Genomic DNA, 19134 nt, shown 5'->3' with positions numbered 1-19134 from the left:
CACCAACCCCGCCGTCGTCGAGCCGCCCGCCACTGACTCCGCCGCCGACAGTTTCGTGGGCGCCGTCCACACTGCCGCTTCCGCAGTTGCTGTTCCGGGGGTCGCTGCTGTGGGGGCCGTCGTTGCCGTTCCTGCGGCCGCAGCCGATGAAGCGCGTCGGCATTTCGGCGGGCGGCTGGCCTTTGAGACCGATGTGTCGGATGTCGCAGCGGACCTGGCAGCGGACGTGTCCGGCATCGTGGTCGTCGACAGCCGCAGCGCCGAGAGCTGGGCACAGGGGCATGTCGAGGGAGCCGTCCACCTGCCTACCGCGGAGATCGCCGAACGGGCGGATACGCTCATCCCCCAGGGCGTGACCGTCGTCGTGTACTGCTGGGGACCCGGCTGCAACGGCGCGCAGAAAGCGGCGCTGGAGTTCGCGAAGCTCGGCCGTCCGGTCAAGGAGATGATCGGCGGGTTCGAGTACTGGGCGCGCGAGGGATTCCCCGTCGAGACCGGTGCCGGGGCCGTCACGCGGCGGTCGCCGGACCCGCTCACCGGGCCCGTCCGGGGAGTCTTCTGTGACTGCTGAGTAAGGAATGACGCATGTTCCGTCCGGGACGGGGCATAAGGACGGCCCTCGGCGACGTTAGACTCTAGGAATCACTCTTCGGCGCCGCCCATGGCGTCCGGCTCGTCCTTGCAGCCCGCGTACACCGCGGTGCCTCCCGAGACGTGCCCCCCTCTCGGAAGGTAATGCGTGACCACAGCTGCCGCTGCACAGAACCCGTCCACGCCCGCGACCGCGGACGAGGAGCAGGTTCCCACCTTCGCCGAGCTCGGCCTCCCGGCCGCGCTGGTGAGCGCCCTGGCCCGCCAGGGCATCGAGTCCCCGTTCCCGATCCAGTCCGCCGCGATCCCCGACGTCATGGGGGGACACGACGTCCTCGGGCGCGGCAAGACCGGTTCCGGCAAGACCCTGGCGTTCGGCCTGCCGCTGCTCGCCCGCCTGTCCGGCCGCAAGGCCGCCCCGAAGCGCCCGCTGGCGCTGATCCTCGTCCCGACCCGCGAGCTCGCCCAGCAGGTCCAGAACGACCTGGAGCCGCTCGGCCGCGGCCTCGGCCTCCGCTTCAAGACCGTCATCGGCCAGACGTCGATGTTCAAGCAGATCGACGCGCTGCGCCGCGGCGTCGAGGTCCTCGTCGCGACCCCCGGCCGGCTCAAGGACCTGATGCGGCAGGGCGCCTGCGACCTGTCCGACATCGAGATCGCCGTGCTGGACGAGGCCGACCACATGGCCGACATGGGCTTCCTGCCCGACGTCACCGACATCCTGGACGGCGCCAAGCGCGACGGCCAGCGCCTCCTGTTCTCCGCGACCCTCGACAAGGACGTCGACGTCCTCGTCAAGCGGTACCTGCACGACCCGGTCACGCACGCGATCGGCCCGGTGGACGAGTCCGTCGACACGATGGACCACCACCTCCTCCTGGTGGCGCCCAAGGAGAAGAGCGCCGTCACCGCCGAGATCGCCAACCGTGAGGGCCGGACGATCCTGTTCGCCCGCACCAAGCACGGCGTCGACCGGCTCGCCAAGCAGCTCACGCAGGCCGGCGTCCGCGCGGCGGGCCTGCACGGCGGCAAGAGCCAGGGCCTGCGCACCCGCACCCTCGCCGAGTTCCGCGAGGGGTCCATCAGCGTCCTCGTCGCCACGGACGTCGCCGCGCGCGGCATCCACGTCGACGACGTGTCGCTCGTCATGCACGTCGACCCGCCGGCCGACCACAAGGACTACATGCACCGCGCGGGCCGCACCGCCCGCGCCGGGGAGCGCGGCACGGTCGTCACGCTCGTCCTGCCGCACCAGGTGCGGGCCACGTCCTCGATGACGCGCCGCGCCGGCATCAACGCGCCCCGCACCCGGGTGGCCACCGGCGACGCGGAGCTGGTCAAGCTGACCGGCGCCCGCCCGCCGTCCGGCATCCCGATCGAGGGCCCGATCATCCCCGAGCGTCCGGCCCGCCGCGAGGGCGGCGGCCGGGGCCGGCAGGGCGGGCGGCGCGGCCGCGCCCCGCGCTCCTTCGACCGCGAGGGCGGCAACCGCCGCCAGGGCGGCGAGGGCGGGCGCGGCGAGCACCGCTCCTACTCCTCCGGCGAGCGCCGGGGCGGCGGCGGCCCCCGCACGGGCAGCGGCGGCCACGGCAACCGGCGCGGCGGCAACGACCGCCGCCCGGCCCGCTACAACTGATCCTGGACGACGCGAAAAGGCCCTCGACCTCATGGTCGGGGGCCTTTTCGCCTGCGGGGGGCGCGGCGCTCAGCTCGCGGCCTTCGCGGCGGCCCGCTGGATGGCCTTGACGGCGACGTCGGGCTGGTCGACGTAGATGTAGTGCCCGCTCTTGCCGGCGACGGTCAGCTTGCTGCTGCTGGACAGCTTGAGCCACTTGCGCTGGCCCGCCGTCCACGCCTGCTCCAGCGCCTTCCCGTACTGCGGGTCGGCGGCCTCCAGGTACGGCTGGCCGTGCTTGATGACCTCGACCGGGATGTCCCCCGCGGACTTGACCGGGCCGTCGGGCATGACCAGCTTCTCCGGGTTCTGCCCCTTGAAGATCGCGAGCTGGGCGCGCAGCTGGGCGGCGGGGCCCTTGGCGGACGCGGGGACCGTCTTCTCGAGGTCGGCGCTCATGGTGGACGGGGTGGCGTCCATCAGGACCAGCCCCTTCACCTTGTCGGTGTGCTCGGGGGCGTACCGGGCGGCGATGATCCCGCCCATGGAGTGCCCGGCCAGGACGACCGGCGCGTCGCCGGCGACCTTCTCCAGCACGCCGGTGAGGACCTTCCCGGTGCTCTCGAAGCTCTGCGGGCCGTCCGGCTTGGCGCTCTTGCCCGCGCCGAGCCGGTCGTAGGAGCAGACCCGGTGCTTGGCGCTCAGGGTCTTCTGGAAGGCCGCCATCTTGTCCAGCGAGTCGCCGCCGCCGTGCAGCAGGACGACGACCGGCTTGCCGTCCGCCTGCTTGCCGGAGCAGGAGACGTTCACCGACTTGCCGCCGATGTCGAACGTCTTGGTCCCGGTGAACTGGTCCGCGGCGGGCTTCGGCGTCGACGCGAACGGGTCAAAGTCGTCCCCCTCGTCGCAGCCGGTCAGTCCGGTGCCGAGCACGGCGCAGGCGAGTGCGGTCACGGCGGCTGCCCTGAACTTGCGGTTCATGATGTCCTCCAGCGAAGAGCGTTCTGAGTCTCGGGAGCTTCGGCGGCCGAGCCACCGCGGCGATGGGAAGAACGCTATGGAACCGGGGACATGCGAATCGTCACCGCGCGGTGGACACTTGCGGGTGGCTCGCACGGGGGACAAGTACCACCCGCCGCATAGCCCGCGAGGGGTGCCCGGGGGGCGCCCGGCTACGGGGTCAGCCGGCCTCTTCTTGGAGGGAGTCGCCCTGGCCCTGCGGGGCGGACTCGGCGCGGAGCTTGTCCTGCAGGATCTGGAGGCCCTCCAGGCCGTCCACCGACAGGGCGGCGAGCTCGTCCAGCGACATGAGGGGGCCGGTGCGCAGGGGCGGCTGCCAGCCGTTCTCCTTGTCGTGGCTGCGGAGGACCTTCGCGGGGACGCCGCCGATGACCGCGTGGTCGGGGAACTCGCCGCGGACGACGGCGCCGCCCGCGACCGCGACGTTGCGGCCCAGCTTCGTGCCGGGCAGGATGATCGCGCCGGTGCCGATCCAGCAGCCGTCGCCGATCTCGACCGGGTTGTTCTCCGGCCACTGGCGCCCGATCGGGGTGTGCAGGTCGCCGTAGGTGTGGTTCTGGTCGGTGATGTAGACGTTCGGGCCGGTGAAGACGTCGTCGCCGATGTCGATGGACTGGTGGCCGACGATGTGCGTGCCGCGGCCGAGGGAGCAGCTCCCGCCGATCCGTACGACGACGTCCGGGCCGAGGTCGAGGCCGGGGACGAAACCGGCGGAGATCGTGACGTGCGTCCCGACGAGGGTGTGGTCGCCGATCGAGATCCACGGCTCGCCGTAGATCGCGCCGACGGGGAAGCCGATGCACGCGCCCTCGCCGAGGTAGGCGAATTTGCGCCGGCCCGGGGTGTGCGGGGTGATCTCGCCGTGCCGCTGGATCCATCCCCAGGCGCGGTGCACGGCCGTGTGCACGCTCTGGTGCGCCCGCTGCTTCGCGCGGGCCGCCAGCACCTGCCGGAGGGAGCGTTTCGGCGACATGGCGTTCACCGTACCGGTTGGTAGTAAGCCGCGCCGCGCGGGCACGGAGAAGGGCCCGGCCGAAGGACGGCCGGGCCCCTTCCGCTCGTGCGCTCAGTGCGGCGAGTGGACCTGACCATCGGCATCGGCGCCGGTGACCGTCATGGAGTCGGCCGAAGTGGCGTCGTCCACGTGCTCACCGGAACCCTTGGTCAGATCGCGGATGACGCCGCGCCGTGTCGCCACGGCGCCGGCCACGCTGACCGCCGCGAGGACGCCCATCATCGCCATGAGAGCGCCCCGCCCGGGCTTCGCCTGTTGCGGCGGCTCCACCCGGTGCGCGGCATCGCTCAGGAACATGCTCACCCGCGGAGCGATCCCGGTCTCGACGAACCGGGCCGCCTGCCGGAGTCTCGGTGCACTCCAACCGCGGACGACCATCACACGCTCGCCCGCCATCGGAGCGATCCGCCCGGCCGCACCGGACGCGCCTTGCCGGCACACGTCGGCGCCCTGGCGGGCCGCCTCCTGGACGCGGCCGAACCGCGTGCGGACTTCGTCCTGCGGCTTCCGGCGGATGTTGATCATTAGGGACACGCTAACCTCCCTGTTTGCGAGGTCCTGTCAGGCAGCCTTCCCAGCGAACGGGAGGTAAACCCCGTGAGCGTGACCATATGTTCACGCAGAGTGACGAATTCGGGCATGGCCGAGACCCCGCACCAGAGGGCACAGAACCATCAATGAGGAGGCGGCCAGCGTGGCCAACGAGATCTTCGCGACGCTCACCACGTCGCTCGGCAAGATCGTGATCCAGCTGTACCCGGAGCAGGCGCCGGAGACGGTGGCGAACTTCGTCGAGCTGGCGGAGGGCTCCCGTACCTGGACCGACCCGCGTACCGGCCAGAAGACGGACGCGCCGCTCTACAACGGGACGATCTTCCACCGGATCATCGACCAGTTCATGCTGCAGGGCGGCGACCCGCTCGGCACCGGCACCGGCGGCCCGGGATACGAGTTCAAGGACGAGTTCCACCCGGATCTGAAGTTCAACCGCCCCTACCTGCTGGCGATGGCGAACGCCGGGCCCGGAACCAACGGCTCGCAGTTCTTCATCACGCTGAGTGTCGCGCACACCCAGCACCTGACCGGTGCGCACACCATCTTCGGCAAGGTCATCGAGGGCACCGACGTCGTCGACCGGATCGGCAAGGTCCCGACCTCGCCGGGGAACAACCGTCCGAAGGAGGACGTCGTCATCCAGTCGGTGACGATCGAGCGCCGTTAGACGTTCCTACAGTGAGCCCTCGGAAGGACCCGCGTGAGACCCCGCACGGGTGAGATCCGGCCCACGGAGCCAAGATGAGCACTGACCCCAGCCCCGCTCCCGAGACCTCGGTGCCGACCTGCTACCGGCATCCGGGGCGGGAGACGTATGTGCGCTGCACCCGGTGCGACCGCTTCATCTGCCCCGAGTGCATGCGGGACGCGGCGGTGGGGCACCAGTGCGTGGAGTGCGTCGCCGAGGGCGGCCGGGGCGTCCGCAAGGCGGTTCCCCGGACGGTCCTCGGCGCGCGCGGCGGCGCGTCCGCGAAGCCGGTCGTGACGTACACGCTGATCGGCGCGTGCGTGGCGGCCTACCTCGCCGAGCTGGCGTCCTGGCGCGTCGTCTGGGAGTTCATGATGCTCGGCCGGGGCGTGCTGCCCGGCGGTGAGCTGGGCGGGGTCGCCGAGGGCGAGTGGTACCGGCTGTTCACCACGATGTTCCTGCACCAGCGCGGCGGGACGTTCGGCATCACCCACATCCTGTTCAACATGTGGGCGCTGTGGGCCGTCGGCCCCGCGCTGGAGCAGGTGCTCGGACGGTGGCGCTACCTGGCCCTGTACCTGCTGTCGGGGCTCGGCGGCTCGGTGCTGCTGTACCTGGTCGGCGAGCCGGGGTCCTCGGCGGTCGGGGCGTCCGGGGCCATCTTCGGGCTGTTCGGGGCGTACTTCGTGATCGGCCGGAGGCTCGGCGGGCCGGTCGGGCCCATCGTGCTGCTGCTGGTGCTCAACCTGGTGATCACGTTCTCGATTCCGGGGATCTCCTGGCAGGGGCACGTCGGCGGGCTCGTGGTGGGGGCGGCGCTGGCCGCGGCCTACGCCTACGCGCCGGCCGCGCGGCGGAACCTGTTCCACATCGGGGCGCCGCTGGTCACCCTCGCGCTGCTCGCGGCGCTGGTGGTGGTCAGGACGGCCGAGCTGAGCCCGGCGACGTAGCAGCGGGCACGGGAGCAGCGGGCACGGGAGCAGCGGACGGGGAGCCGCGGACGCCGCCGGCGGTGGCGTCCGCGCCCGTCCGAACACGCCGGCCGCGCCTGTGGAAACCGCTGTGGAAAACCCGGGGAAAGGCGGGACAGGGGTCCACAACCTGTGGATAACCCGGGGCCCGCCGACCGCGAAACCGGTGACCCGCGGGTCAGCGCCAGCGGGTCGAGAGGATCACGCCCAGGATGATCGCCGTGAAGCCGATCCCGAGGTTCCAGTTGTGCAGGTCGGTCATGTACGGCACGTCGGTGCCGGTGCTGGCCGTCACGTAGAAGACGGCGATCCAGATCAGGCCGATCAGCCACAGCCCGACCATCGTCGGCACCAGCCAGCGTGGGCTGACCTCGGGTGCCTTCGACTTCTGCGGGGGCGTGTAAACGGCCTTCTTGCGCACTTTGGACTTGGCCACGGCGGTTCGATCTCCTCGAGGCGTCCGGCGGCCGGAGCGCCGGACCGCGCATGGGTGTTTTGTCGGTTAGCGTAGTCGCTGGTGAGCACTGACTGATGAGCAGATTCTCGATGAGCAGGGTACGGCGTTCGGCGTGGGGAAGCATCATCCCAGTTCTCACGCTCCTCGCGGGGACCCTGTTCGCGGCGAGCGCGAGCACGGCCCGCGGCACGAGCCTGCGCGAGCAGGGCCGCACCCGGATCACCGAGCTCATCACCACCGAGCAGCGCCGGGGCCGCGAGGAGCGCGCCGAGTACCGGCGGCTCCGCGACCAGGTCGACGGTATCTCCAGGGAGGCCGGACGTCACGACGCCCGCGTGAAAAAGGCGCAGGCCGACGCCGACCGGCTCGCCGCCGGCGCCGGGTTCACCCCGTACACCGGGCGGGCCGTCCGCGTCACCCTGGACGACGCGCCGCAGCCGAAGCCGGGCGAGCTGCCCCGCGGCGTCCGCCCGGACGACCTCGTCGTCCACCAGAGCGACGTCCAGGCCGTCGTCAACGCGCTGTGGGCCGGCGGCGCCCGCGCGATGCAGATCATGGACCAGCGGGTCATCTCCACCAGCGCCGTCCGCTGCGTCGGCAACACGCTGATCCTCCAGGGGGTCGTGTACTCCCCGCCGTACCGCATCACCGCCGTCGGCGACCCGGACCGGCTCCGCGCGGCGCTCGGCGCGTCCGGCGAGATCGCGGTCTACCGCAAGTACGTCCGCGCGTACGGGCTCGGCTACGCCGCGCGGACGGTGGAACGCGCCACGTTGCCGCCCTACACCGGCAGCGTGGCGATGAAGCACGCTACGGTGCCGACACGGCCGCCGCACGGCGGCTGACCCCCTGCCGGAGAAGGAGGACGCGCGGTGCGCACGGTGATCCGCGGCATGGGCGAGCTGTGCATCACCGCCGGGCTGATCGTCATGCTGTTCGTGACGTACGAGCTGTGGGGCACCGGGCGGTACACGCAGGGCGCGCAGGACCGGCTCGGCGACGAGATGCTGAAGAACTGGCGGGCCCCCAAGGTCACCACCGAGCGGGTGAAGCTCGGCAAGGGCCTCGCCATGATCCGCATCCCCCGGTTCGGGAAGGACTACCACTTCGTCGTGATCGAGGGCGTCAGCCGGTCCGACCTGCGCAAGGGGCCCGGCCACTACCCGGGCACCGCGCTGCCCGGCCAGATCGGCAACTTCGTGGTCTCCGGGCACCGGACGACCTACTCCGCGCCCTTCAACCGGCTCGGCGAGCTCGACCGCGGCGACAAGATCCTCATCGACACCCGGGACGAGCAGTACGTCTACAAGGTCACCGACCGGAGGATCGTGAAGCCGTCCGAGACGGCGGTGACGCTGCCCGTCCCGTTCCACGCCAAGCGGCGGCCGACCGAGCGGATGATCACCCTCACCACCTGCCACCCCAAGTACTCCGCCGCCAAGCGCATGATCATTTTCGGCGAGCTGGCCGAGGCGCTGCCGCGCGCGGCGGCGGCCCAGCAGGCCGCCGGGAAGTAGGAGGACCCGTGTACGTCTGGATCTGGCACCGCCTGCCGGGTACCTGGCAGACCAAGACCGCGACCGCGCTCGGCCTGTTCGCCGCGATCGCCGCGATCCTCTGGTACGTGGTGTTCCCGTGGGTCGAACCCAAGGTCCAGTTCGACCACGGGGTCGTGGACCGCCCGGCGCCGTCCGGTTCGGCCACTCCCGGCTGATGCGCGTCCTCGTCGTGGACAACCACGACAGCTTCGTCTACAACATCGTCCAGTACCTGCTGGAACTCGGCGCCGACTGCGTCGTGAAGGACCGCTCGGACGTCGCCCTCCAGGACGCGACCGACGTCGATGGCGTCCTCCTGAGCCCCGGCCCCGGCCATCCCGCCGACGCCGGCGTGTGCCTCGACCTCGTCCGGGACGCCGTACGCCGCGGCACCCCGCTGCTCGGCGTCTGCCTCGGCCACCAGGTGATCGCCCACGTGCACGGGGCCGCGGTCGGCCGCGCACCCGAGATCGTCCACGGTCGCACGAGCGAGATCCGCCACGACGGCGCGGGCGTCTTCCGCGGCCTGCCGGACCCGTTCGCCGCGACCCGCTACCACTCGCTCGCCGTCCGGCCCGGGACCGTCCCGCCGGACGCCCTGGACGTCACCGCCCGCACCCCCGACGGCGTGATCATGGGCCTGCGACACCGGACCCGCCCCGTCGAGGGCGTCCAGTTCCACCCCGAGTCGGTCCTGTCCGAGCAAGGCCACCAACTGCTCGGCAACTGGCTGGACACCTGCGCTGACCTGCGAATCCACAGCATGGCCCGGCCACCGGCCAAGACATCGCAGCCGCGGTCAGAAAAATTCGGTTGAAATCCGTAACGTCCTACGGCCCCGTGACGAAGACCATAACGAAGGGCTTCCGCCATTGCCCCCGAGTGGCGGAAGCCCTTTTTGTATGCCTGCGCAGGGTGACCACCCCCCTCAGCCACCACCGCAACCACGCGACAACCCCCATCGTCGCGATCGCGTCCGAAGGCAGGGGCAAGCGAAGCGAGACCCTGATCGCGCAGCGAGCCGCTAGGCGAGTCGGATGCGATGCAGCGATCGCACCGCGTTTCTCGACGATGGAGGGCCGCTAGGCCCGAAGGAGGAGAGAGAAGCAATAAGCACCGCTCAGCCGTCGCCGCCGTTCGGGAAGCCTGGGAAGCCGGGTGTGGGCGTGTCGCCGCCCGTGGGCGGTGGTGGGCTCTGCTCCTTCTGCGCCACGAAGATCGTCACCGTGTCGCCGGGGGCGACCGTCGCATCCGGCAGGGGCTGCTGGTTGAACACGAAGCCGGGCGCGACCTGCTTGTCCGGGGTCGGGACGCCCTTCTCCACGTGGCACTTCAGGCCCAGCCGCTCCAGCTTCCCGCACGCGGCCCGCTGGCTGTTGTTGAACAGGTCCGGCACCTTCAGGTTCGTCGGGCCGTTGGAGACCGTCACCGTGACCTTGGAGCCCTTCGGCGCCTTCGAGCCGCCCGCCGGGTCGGTGCCGATGACGCTGAGCCGCGGCACGGAGTCGCTCGGCTCGACCTTCTTCTCGACGTCGAACCCGCGATCCTCAAGGGTCTTCTTGGCGGTCGCGTACGGCTGGTTCGCCACGTCCGGGATCTCGACCTCCGTGGGCGGCTTCTTGCCCTTGGAGACCAGCAGCGTCACCGTGGCGCCCTTGGCCGCGTTCGTGCCGGGCTCCGGGGTCGAGCTGATGACGTTGCCCTTGCGGATGTCGTCGCTGTAGTCGGTCCGCGGGCTGCCCACCGTGAACCCGAGCTTGGTGAGCTGCGCCGTCGCGTCGCTCTGCGACACGTTGACGATGCTCTTCGGGATGGCGACCTCCTTGGTGCCGCCGTCCCCGCCGCTCATCATCCAGCCGATCAGGGCCGCGCCGCCGATGAACAGCACGGCGAGCCCGATCCACAGCGCGGCCTTCTTGCCGGCGCCGCCGCGGCCGTCGTCCTCGTCGTCGTAGCGGACGGGCGGCAGGCCGTACCCGTCGTCCTCGGGGCGCCGCACCTGGGTGCGCGCCGGGCCGCCGTACGCGCCCATCACCTGGGTGCCCTGCGGCTGCGCGCCGCCCATCAGCATCGTGGACGCCGCCGTGGACGCCACGGGCTGCCCCTGGAGGACGCGCTGGATCTCCTGCCGGAACTCCGTCGCGTTCTGGTAGCGGTGGTCGGCGTCCTTCGCCATCGCCTTCAGCACGATCGCGTCCGCCCACTGCGGGATCTGCGGGTCCACCTGCGACGGCGGTACCGGCTCCTCCCGGACGTGCTGGTAGGCGATCGCGACCGGGGAGTCGCCGGTGAACGGCGGCTTGCCGGTGAGTAGCTCGTACAGCACGCAGCCCGTCGAGTAGATGTCGCTGCGGGCGTCGACCCGCTCGCCGCGCGCCTGCTCGGGCGACAGGTACTGCGCGGTGCCGATCACCTGCGCGGTCTGCGTCATCGTGGCGGCCGAGTCGGCCATGGCCCGGGCGATGCCGAAGTCCATGACCTTGACCTCGTGCTGCCGGGTGAGCATCACGTTGGCCGGTTTGATGTCGCGGTGCACGATCCCGCCGCGGTGGCTGTAGTCCAGCGCGCGCAGGATCCCGTCGGTGATCTCCAGGGCCTTGTCGGGCAGCAGCGCGCGGTTCTCCCGCAGGAGGTCGCGCAGCGTGCTCCCGTCCACGTACTCCATCACGATGTACGGGATCGGGGTGTCGCCGATCATGTCCTCGCCGGTGTCGTACACGGCGATGACCGAGGGGTGGTTCAGCGACGCGGCCGACTGGGCCTCGCGCCGGAACCGGGCCTGGAACGTGGGGTCACGGGCGAGGTCGGACCGCAGCGTCTTGATCGCGACCACGCGATCGAGGCGCAGATCCCGGGCACGGTAGACCTCGGCCATGCCGCCGCGCCCGATCACCGTATCGAGCTCGTAGCGGCCGCCGAGCAGCCGAGGTTGACTCATATGTGCACTTTCCCTCGTACGTCTACACCTTGTCTCCCGAACCTAGCTCCCCGTCCTCAGTCGGCGGGGTATCCGGGCTCGGAGTTGACGGAGTCGTGGTGGTCCCCGTCGGTGTGGGTGTGGGCTTTGGGGCGGTGGGAGTCGCCCGGGGCGGATTCGTTGATGGCTTATGTGAAGGGGACGTCTTGGGCGACCCTTGCGTTGACGGACGGATCCTATGTGTCCGGTGCCGTGGCGGGACACCCGGTCTTGGGGTGTTACGTGCCTTGTGCCTGGGTGGTGTGGTGCCGCTCGGACCCGGGCTCGCCGCCGGATCCACGACACTGTCACCCCCGACCGGACGGGTGGGCTGCGTGGCGGGCGGGTCCCGCTCGTCCTTGCCGGATCCGGCGAAGGCGAGCCCCTTCCACAGGGATCCGACGACGATCACGCAGACCAGCAGCACCGCTGCGGCCGACGCGTACGCCCATGCCGTGCGCCGTTGCCCGGCCCCTGAACGCCCGGTCACCGAACGCCTCTCCTGTGTCGTCCGCGGGAAGCGCGGTGGCACGCTCCCCTTCCGCGGACGAGAGGCGTTCGTCCCGTGGGTGAGGTTATCCGCCACCCGGTTGCCGTCAAATCCCGACAAAGTTGTCGATCGTGTAACAATCTGGTCGCCGCCGGTCGCGTGGCCGCCGCGCGTGCGGCCCGTGGTGAGCGACGCGCGGATCGCCAGCGCCCTCGCCGCCACCCGCTCGGTGTCGGCCGGGCGGCCCGCCGGCTCCTTCGCCAGCATCTCCATGACCAGCTCGCGGGCCGCCCCCGGCACCCGTCCCGGCAGCTCGGCGGGCGCGTCCCGGACGTGCTTGAGCGCCACCTCCACCGGCGTGGGCCCGTCGAACGGCGGTGCCCCCGTCAGGCACTCGTAGGCCACCACGCCCAGCGAGTACACGTCCGCCGCCGGGGACAGCTCCAGGCCCTGCGCCTGCTCCGGCGAGATGTAGTGCGCCGTCCCCATGACCATCCCGGTCTGGGTCTGCGACGCCGCCGCCAGCCGCCGCGCGATCCCGAAATCGGTGATCTTCAGGGTGCCGTCGGGCGAGACCATCAGGTTCGCCGGCTTGACGTCGCGGTGCACGATCCCGGCCTGGTGCGCGACCGTCAGCGCCCGACCCGCCTGCACGATCAGGTCGAGGACGGCCTCCAGCGGCAGCCCGCCGTCGCGCGCCAGGATCTCGTCCAGCGGCTCGCCCGGCACCAGCTCCATCACCAGGTACGTCCGGCCGTCCTGCTCGCCGTAGTCGAACGCCCGCGCGATCCCCGGATGCCGCAGCTCCGCCGCGAACCGCGCCTCCGACTCGAACCGGCGGCGCGCCCGCATGTCCGAGCCGAGCTCCAGCCGCAGCAGCTTCACCGCCACCTGCCGGCCGGCCGCCTCGTCCGTCGCGCGCCAGACCTCGCCCATCCCGCCGATCGCCAGCCGCTCCAGCAGCCGGTACCGGTTCCCGAGGACGAGGCCCGTGCTCACTTCTTCAGAACCTTGGACATGATCGCGCCCGCGATCGGGCCCGCGTCGCCGGCGCCGGAGCCGCCGCCGACCTCGGTCATCACGGCGAACGCGTAGCGCGGGTCCTCCACCGGGCTGAAACCGACGAACCAGTTGGCGTTCGGGTTGCCCGCACCCTGCTCGGCGGTACCGGTCTTGCCGGCGATCCGCATGCCCTGCAGGTTCTTCGCGGTGCCCTCGGAGACCACCGCGCGCATCATGTCCTCCAGCTGGCCGGCCTGGTCGCCCGTCATCGCCTGCCCGAACTCCTTCGCGGACGCGTTGTAGAGCTCGCTCTGGTCCTTCGCACGGACCTTCTGCACCACGTACGGGTTCATGATCTTGCCTTCGTTGGCGACCGCGCAGGCGGCCATCGCCATCTGCAGCGGGGTGGCCCGCACGTTCTCCTGGCCGATGCCGGAGCGGGCCGTCCCGTCCTTGCCGGTCTGGACCGTGTTGCCCTTGGCGTCCTTGATCGACACCGGGACGGCGCTCTGCGCCGCGTACATGTCCGGCTCCAGCTCGACGCGCTCACCGAAGCCGAACTTCGCGGCGCCCTCGTGGAGCTGGTCGATGCCCATGTCCAGGGCCATCTTCGCGAACGAGGTGTTGCAGGACTCGGCGAACGCCCCCTTCAGCGGGGCCGACCCGGCGCAGCTGCCGCTGTCGTGCGAGTTCGGCAACGGCCGGCCCGACTCCGGCAGGATCAGCTGCCCGGTGTTCACCGTCGAGGAGATGCTGAGGCCGAGCTTCTGCATCCCGATCGCCGACACCACCGTCTTGAACGACGAACCGGGCGGGAACGTCTGGCTGAACGCGTTGTCGACCAGCGGCTTGATGACGCCGTCGCCCTGGTCCAGCTGCTCCAGCCGCTTCCCGCCCTTCTCACCGGTCTGCGGGGCCACCTCGTTCGGGTCGAACGACGGCCACGACGCCGCCACCTTCACCGCGCCCGTCTTCACGTCGATCACCACCGCGCCGCCGCGGCGGCCCTGCGCCGTCCGCGCCTTCAGCTTCTCGTACGCGGTGCGCTGCGCCTGCGGGTCGATCGTCAGCTCGACGTTCGCGCCCTCGGCCTTCTTGCCGATGAACGTGTCGAACCAGCGCTGCTGCGTGATCCGCTTGTCCTTGCCGCCGAGCAGCGAGTTGTAGGCCCGCTCGACCTGCGTCGCGTTCCCGTTGAAGTAGCCCGTGATCGGCGCGAAGACCGGCCCGTCCTTGTACGACCGGCCGTACTTCGGGTTGTCCTTGCCCGTCTCCTTCGAGGTGACCAGTACCTCGCCGCCCGCGGAGATCTGCCCGCGCGGCGAGTTGAACAGGTCCTGGTACTGGCGGCTGTTGTTCGCGTCGGTCCGCAGGTCCTCCGCCTGGCTGCCCTGGACGTAGTTGATCTGCGCCATCAGCCCGAAGAACAGCAGCAGCGCGAAGATCGCCACCCGCCGGACCGGCTTGTCCATGTTCATGGGGAGGAACTCACCTCGTGCTCACGATCTGGGTCATGCCCTCGTCCTGGATCGCCTGCGGGGCCGGCTTGCGCGCGTCATGGCTCATCCGCACCAGAATCGCGATCAGGATCCAGTTGGCCATCAGCGACGAACCGCCCTGGGACAGGAACGGCGTCGTCAGGCCGGTGAGCGGGATGAGCCGGGTGACGCCGCCGACGATCACGAACACCTGCAGCGCCAGCACGAACGACACACCGCCCGCGAACAGCTTCAGGAACGGGTCCCGCGCCGCCACGGCCGTCTTCATCCCGCGTTGCACGATCAACGCGTATATCAGGAGCAGCACCATCAGCCCGGTCAGGCCGAGCTCCTCGCCCAGCGAGTCGAAGATGAAGTCGCTGAACGACAGCGGCGTCCGCCACGGTTCGCCCTGCCCGAGCCCGGTGCCGAGGACGCCGCCCTGGCCGAGCGCGAACAGCCCCTTCATCAGCTGCGCGCTGTCGGAGTACTCGCCGCCCAGCTCGGCGCAGGCCGAGAAGCCCGGCGAGGGGCTCTTCTGCGCCAGGTACTTCTTGTAGATCTCGGTGTTCGGGTTGACCGGGACGACCTTGCCGCTGTCCAGCAGGCAGCCGCCGTCGAAGTACGGCTTCGGGTTCTGCCAGATGTCGATGCGCTGGTTCACGTGGCCCATGAACGGCAGCAGCGTCGCGACGAACACGCCCACCGCCAGCAGGCCCATCCCGATCACGACCCAGGAGAGGCGCTGGGTCGCGATGTACAGCATCGAGATGAACAGGCCGAAGAACAGCAGCGCGGTACCGAGGTCCTTCTGCATGAACAGCACGCCCAGGCAGAAGAACCAGATGACCATGATCGGGCCGAGGTCGCGGGCCCGCGGCAGGCTGATCGGGCCGACCTTCTTGCCGATCAGCGACATCGCCTGCCGCTTGTTCACCAGGTAGCCGGCGAAGAACACGACCAGCAGCAGCTTCGCGAACTCGCCCGGCTGCACCGAGAACGGGCCGACGGAGATCCACACCCGGGCGCCGTTGATCTGCTGGCCGATGCCGGGGACGATCGGGAGCAGCAGCAGGATGACCGCGGTCAGCCCGATCAGGTACGTGTAGCGCTGTGCCGTCTTCGGGGTGAACGAGACCGGCGCGTCCGGCTTGTCGGTGTCCCGCATGATCAGCACGGCGCCGACGAACAGGCCGATGCCGACGAACGTCCACATCAGCTGGCTGGGCGCGTCCGCGGCGTCCGCCAGCAGCTTCTTGCCCGCGGCCGCGGCGGCCTTGCGGTCGGCGCTGGTGTCCAGGTCCAGCCGGTAGATCATCGCGAGCCCGACGCCGTTCAGCGCCACCGCCAGCGGCAGCAGCAGCGGGTCGGCGTACGGCGTGAACTTCATCTGGACGAAGTAGGCGACGAACGCCATCACGGCCAGGCCGCCGCCGTACACGAAAAGCCCGGCGGGAATGTTCCCGTCCCGGGCCAGTCCGACCTCCGCGAACGCCGACAGCGTCAGGATCATCGCGAAGATGAGCAGCGCCAGCGAGGCCGCGTTGCGCCGCTGGTACGGCAGCCGCGCCTTGATCTGCTCCCCGATCGAGTGCACTAGGAGCCCCCTCCGCCGGAGGGGCAGTCCTTGATGGACGGGCGGTTCTGCTTGCATTCGCTGCGGTGCGTGCTGAGCTCGTTGAGCTTGGCCTCGGCGGCGCCCTGCCCGACGAAGGCCATGTTGCCCTTGAGGATCGCCTCCGCGTCCGACGCGGGCAGCTCGGAGACGTGGATGTCGCTGGTCTTGACCGAAGCCTGCTTGCAGTTCTGCTGGCCGCGGCCCTTCACGATGACGACCTTGCCGTCCTGCTGGACGAGCGAGTACCTGCAGACGGCGTTCTCAAGCTGCTTCACCGCCGCCGGGCCGTCCACCGTGTAGGTGTCCTTCACCTGCTGCTGCAGGTCCTGCGGGAGGTCCGCCACCAGGATCGGCTGCCGCGGCTGGTCCTTGTTCGGCGCCTTGCGGGACAGGTCGAGACCCGGCACCTGCTGCGTCGTCCCGCGGAACAGGACGACCTTGCCGTTCTCCGAGCCGATGTAGTAGCCGCTCCGGACGTTCTGCAGCAGCACGAACCCGCCCGCGACGACACCGACGACGACCACGCCCGCGACGACGACCAGCCACGTCCAGCGGCGGGCGCCGCCCCGCTTCGCCGGGGCCTGCTGCAGCGGCGCCGGCGGCGCGCCCATCGGGTCGCCCATCGGCTCGCTCAGCGGCATCGCCGCCTGCGGCGGCGGCATCTCGTCCACCGCGACCGGCGGCTGCGGGCGCGTGTCGCGCAGCTGCGCCGCCCGCCCGGCGGGAGTGTCGGCCACCGTCGTGTTCGCGCCCGGCCCGCCGCCCGCCGGCTCCGGCGGCGCCGCGTTCGCCGCCGCGCCCACCGCGTGCCCGGGACCGCCCGTCGGCGGCTGCCGCTCCAGGTCCACCACGTCGGCGACGACGCAGGTGATGTTGTCGGGGCCGCCGCCCCGGTTCGCCAGGTCGATCAGCTGCCGGACGGCCTGCTCCGGGTCGTCCACCTCCGTCAGCACCTGGAAGATCGTCTCCGCGGTGACGACGCCCGACAGGCCGTCCGAGCACAGCAGGTACCGGTCGCCGACCTTCGCCTCGCGCAGCGACAGGTCGGGGTCGACCTCACCGCGGCCGTCCAGCGCCCGCAGCAGCAGCGAGCGCTGCGGATGCGACGCCGCCTCGTCCGGGCTGATCCGGCCCTCGTCCACCAGCGACTGCACCAGCGTGTGGTCGTGCGTGATCTGGAACAGGCTGCCGTCCCGCAGCAGATAGGCGCGGGAGTCGCCGATGTGCACCAGCGCGACCTGGTTACCCGCCCACAGCATCGCCGTCAGCGTCGTCCCCATGCCCTGCAGGGCCGGGTCCGACTCCACGATGCGGTGCAGGTTGTCGTTCGCCGTCTTGACGGTGTGCTCCAGCGCGGCCAGCAGCTCCGTCGCCGGGAGGTCCTTGTCCAGGGCGCGCAGCGCGTCGATCGCGGCGGCGCTCGCGATCTCGCCGCCGACGTGCCCGCCCATCCCGTCGGCCACCGCGAGCAGATGCGCGCCCGCGTACGCCGAGTCCTCGTTGCCCTCGCGCAGCATGCCCACGTCGGAGCGGGCGGCGTAGCGGATTCCCAGAGTCATTTGCGCAGCTCGATCACGGTCTTGCCGATACGGACCGGTACGCCCGGCGGGACCGGCATCGGCCGGCTCACCTTCGTGCGTCCGAGATAAGTCCCATTGGTCGAGCCGAGATCTTCCACGATCCACTGACCGTCCTGCGCGAAAAGTCGGGCATGCCGGCTCGAAGCGTAGTCGTCGGTCACGACCAGCGTGGCGTCATTCGCCCGACCGATGGTGATGGGCACCCCCGTGAGGTCGATGACGGTACCGGCCCGCTCGCCCTGGACGACCACCAGCTTCGTCGGGGCGCCATGTTGGGCGCTGCGCGCCGGACGCGGCGGCTTCGGCTGCCTCGCCTTCTGGGGGCGGGGCTGGGAGGCGCGCGTGGCCGCCTTCGTGGCGGCCTTCGAGCCGAACAGGTCGGCCCTGATCACGCCGACGGCCGCGATGACGAACAGCCACAGCACCGCGAGGAACGCCAGCTTGATCAGCGTGAGGGTGAATGGGGACATCGGAGTCGGGGTTACTCCCTATCGCGGCGGAACACAAGGGTGGTCCGGCCCATCGTGACCCGGGAGCCGTCCACCAGCGTGACCCGCCGGATCGGCTGCCCGTTCACGAACGAGCCGTTGGTCGACCCTAGATCCACGAGAGCGATTTCGGGACCTTCTACGCGGATCTCGGCATGGTGCCGGGACACGCCCGGATCGACGAGTCGCAGGTCGCAGTCGGTGCCACGACCCAGCAGGGTCACAGGAGTGTTGATCTCATAGGTGCGCTGCGTCGCCTCCGCCCCCTCCAGGGCCGTCGTCACCAGCAGCCGCGGATGCCCCCCGAAGACGCTGCCGCGGCCGCCCTGGGGCACGTCGGTCGCCGGGCGGCGGATCTCCCCGCCCTCCACCGTCGAGCCCCTGATCACCCCGGACCGGATGCGGAACATGCCCGTGGCGAGATCCCCCGCGTTCTCGAACCGCACCCGCACCGGCCCGACGAAGGAGTACCCCTGCTCCTTCGCGTACTCCCGCGCCAGATTCGCCAGCTCCTGGCTCAGGCTGTCGGCGTACACCTGCAGCCGCTGCCCGTCCTGCTGAGAGATCTCGACGACGAAGTCGTTCGGAACGAGCGTGCGGCCCTGTGCCACGATCGCCGCCCGATCGTCCATCTCGCGCTGCACAGCACTGGCCACCTCGACCGGCTGCAGCTCCGACTTGAAGGCACGGGCGAAGGCTCCTTCGACCATGCCCTCGAGCCGTCGCTCGAAGCGCTGAATGACGCCCACGGGCACCTCCCTTCCCCACTGGTAGACGATCGTATCGGTGCGAAGGTTCGCCTGGCGTATCTGGATACCTAACCACCGCCGACCCCGTGCTAGCCTTTTCCAGGCGCCCGGAAACGGGACGGCACCCTTGGGCGGGTGGCGGAACGGCAGACGCGCACGGTTCAGGTCCGTGTGTCCGAAAGGATGTGAGGGTTCAAATCCCTCCTCGCCCACTCGGAGTTGGGAGTGATGTGTCGACGGAGAGCGTCGACCGTCACTCCTTCGTCATGTTTGCCCGGGGGGCGACCCCCGGACCCCCGATGTGGGGGCTCCGCCCCCACATC

At 70.7% G+C, this 19134-nt stretch carries 19 protein-coding genes and 1 tRNA gene; 9 read left to right on the top strand and 11 right to left on the bottom strand.

What is annotated here, in order from left to right; genetic code table 11:
- Together E1293_RS30050 and E1293_RS30045 are read left to right on the top strand one after the other, a co-directional pair.
- Window positions 1-571 (top strand): rhodanese-like domain-containing protein (locus E1293_RS30050; protein ID WP_243716764.1); only part of this gene is annotated, 571 nt, incomplete at its 5' end.
- 168 nt (window positions 572-739) lie between these two features.
- The gene (locus E1293_RS30045; protein ID WP_132200858.1) at window positions 740-2227 is read left to right on the top strand and encodes a DEAD/DEAH box helicase; all 1488 of its coding nucleotides are present in this window, start codon (window positions 740-742) and stop codon (window positions 2225-2227) included.
- Window positions 2228-2296: 69 nt separating this feature from the next.
- On the opposite strand, the gene E1293_RS30040 is transcribed toward E1293_RS30045, so the two are convergent.
- The 3 genes from E1293_RS30040 to E1293_RS30030 form a co-directional block, all read right to left on the bottom strand.
- Window positions 2297-3187 (bottom strand): alpha/beta fold hydrolase, encoded by an 891-nt coding sequence (locus E1293_RS30040; protein WP_207939172.1) that lies wholly within the window; start codon window positions 3185-3187, stop codon window positions 2297-2299.
- Window positions 3188-3386: 199 nt separating this feature from the next.
- Window positions 3387-4199 (bottom strand): acyltransferase, encoded by an 813-nt coding sequence (locus tag E1293_RS30035; protein ID WP_132200857.1) that lies wholly within the window; start codon window positions 4197-4199, stop codon window positions 3387-3389.
- 93 nt (window positions 4200-4292) lie between these two features.
- Window positions 4293-4775 (bottom strand): hypothetical protein, encoded by a 483-nt coding sequence (locus E1293_RS30030; RefSeq protein ID WP_132200856.1) that lies wholly within the window; start codon window positions 4773-4775, stop codon window positions 4293-4295.
- Between the two features lie 160 nt (window positions 4776-4935).
- Here E1293_RS30030 and E1293_RS30025 point away from each other — a divergent pair, with 160 nt between their 5' ends.
- Entirely contained in the window at window positions 4936-5463 is a 528-nt protein-coding gene (locus E1293_RS30025; protein WP_132200855.1) for a peptidylprolyl isomerase, read from the top strand.
- A gap of 74 nt (window positions 5464-5537) precedes the next feature.
- Window positions 5538-6434, top strand: coding sequence for a rhomboid family intramembrane serine protease (locus tag E1293_RS30020; protein ID WP_132200854.1), 897 nt, complete (start codon window positions 5538-5540; stop codon window positions 6432-6434).
- Window positions 6435-6633: 199 nt separating this feature from the next.
- Here the strand turns inward: E1293_RS30020 and E1293_RS30015 are convergent, their stop codons facing one another.
- A complete protein-coding gene (locus tag E1293_RS30015; protein WP_132200853.1) occupies window positions 6634-6891 on the bottom strand; it encodes a cell division protein CrgA in 258 nt (85 codons plus the stop codon).
- 110 nt (window positions 6892-7001) lie between these two features.
- On the opposite strand from E1293_RS30015, the gene E1293_RS30010 reads away from it, so the two are divergent.
- From E1293_RS30010 to E1293_RS29995, 4 genes are read left to right on the top strand one after another with little or no spacing between them, the layout of a single operon-like run.
- Window positions 7002-7757 carry a DUF881 domain-containing protein gene (locus E1293_RS30010; protein ID WP_132200852.1) on the top strand — a complete coding sequence of 252 codons (756 nt, stop codon included), beginning with the start codon at window positions 7002-7004 and terminating at the stop codon, window positions 7755-7757.
- Between the two features lie 27 nt (window positions 7758-7784).
- On the top strand, window positions 7785-8429 hold the full coding sequence (locus tag E1293_RS30005; RefSeq protein WP_243716762.1) for a class E sortase: 645 nt from the start codon (window positions 7785-7787) through the stop codon (window positions 8427-8429).
- A gap of 8 nt (window positions 8430-8437) precedes the next feature.
- Window positions 8438-8626 carry a hypothetical protein gene (locus tag E1293_RS30000; protein WP_132200851.1) on the top strand — a complete coding sequence of 63 codons (189 nt, stop codon included), beginning with the start codon at window positions 8438-8440 and terminating at the stop codon, window positions 8624-8626.
- Window positions 8626-9267 (top strand): anthranilate synthase component II, encoded by a 642-nt coding sequence (locus E1293_RS29995; protein WP_132200850.1) that lies wholly within the window; start codon window positions 8626-8628, stop codon window positions 9265-9267. The genes E1293_RS30000 and E1293_RS29995 overlap by 1 nt, the downstream gene beginning before the upstream one ends.
- Window positions 9268-9570: 303 nt before the next feature.
- Here E1293_RS29995 and pknB read toward each other — a convergent pair whose 3' ends face one another.
- From pknB to E1293_RS29960, 7 genes are read right to left on the bottom strand one after another with little or no spacing between them, the layout of a single operon-like run.
- Complete coding sequence (pknB, locus tag E1293_RS29990; protein WP_132200849.1) at window positions 9571-11388, bottom strand: Stk1 family PASTA domain-containing Ser/Thr kinase; 1818 nt, start codon at window positions 11386-11388, stop codon at window positions 9571-9573.
- A 22-nt stretch (window positions 11389-11410) separates the two neighbouring features.
- Window positions 11411-12895 (bottom strand): serine/threonine-protein kinase, encoded by a 1485-nt coding sequence (locus E1293_RS29985; RefSeq protein ID WP_132200848.1) that lies wholly within the window; start codon window positions 12893-12895, stop codon window positions 11411-11413.
- Window positions 12892-14376 (bottom strand): peptidoglycan D,D-transpeptidase FtsI family protein, encoded by a 1485-nt coding sequence (locus E1293_RS29980; RefSeq protein WP_132200847.1) that lies wholly within the window; start codon window positions 14374-14376, stop codon window positions 12892-12894. The genes E1293_RS29985 and E1293_RS29980 overlap by 4 nt, the downstream gene beginning before the upstream one ends.
- A 10-nt stretch (window positions 14377-14386) precedes the next feature.
- Window positions 14387-15973, bottom strand: a complete 1587-nt coding sequence (locus E1293_RS29975) for an FtsW/RodA/SpoVE family cell cycle protein (protein ID WP_243716760.1) — start codon at window positions 15971-15973, stop codon at window positions 14387-14389.
- Window positions 15973-17553 (bottom strand): Stp1/IreP family PP2C-type Ser/Thr phosphatase, encoded by a 1581-nt coding sequence (locus tag E1293_RS29970; RefSeq protein WP_132200845.1) that lies wholly within the window; start codon window positions 17551-17553, stop codon window positions 15973-15975. Before E1293_RS29970 ends, E1293_RS29975 begins: the two co-directional genes overlap by 1 nt.
- Window positions 17550-18044 (bottom strand): FHA domain-containing protein FhaB/FipA, encoded by a 495-nt coding sequence (locus E1293_RS29965; protein WP_132200844.1) that lies wholly within the window; start codon window positions 18042-18044, stop codon window positions 17550-17552. The genes E1293_RS29970 and E1293_RS29965 overlap by 4 nt, the downstream gene beginning before the upstream one ends.
- Before the next feature lie 11 nt (window positions 18045-18055).
- Window positions 18056-18811: an FhaA domain-containing protein gene (locus E1293_RS29960; protein ID WP_132200843.1), complete on the bottom strand. Its 756-nt coding sequence runs from the start codon at window positions 18809-18811 to the stop codon at window positions 18056-18058.
- Window positions 18812-18940: 129 nt separating this feature from the next.
- Between E1293_RS29960 and E1293_RS29955 the strand changes: the two genes are divergently transcribed.
- Window positions 18941-19023, top strand: a tRNA-Leu gene (locus E1293_RS29955).
- The last annotated feature ends 111 nt before the right edge of the window (window positions 19024-19134 follow it).

The sequence above is a fragment of the Actinomadura darangshiensis genome (assembly GCF_004349235.1).
GTDB lineage: Bacteria > Actinomycetota > Actinomycetes > Streptosporangiales > Streptosporangiaceae > Spirillospora > Spirillospora darangshiensis.
The sequence above is the reverse complement of the archived record's forward strand: the minus strand, read 5'-3'. Positions and strand labels throughout refer to the sequence as shown.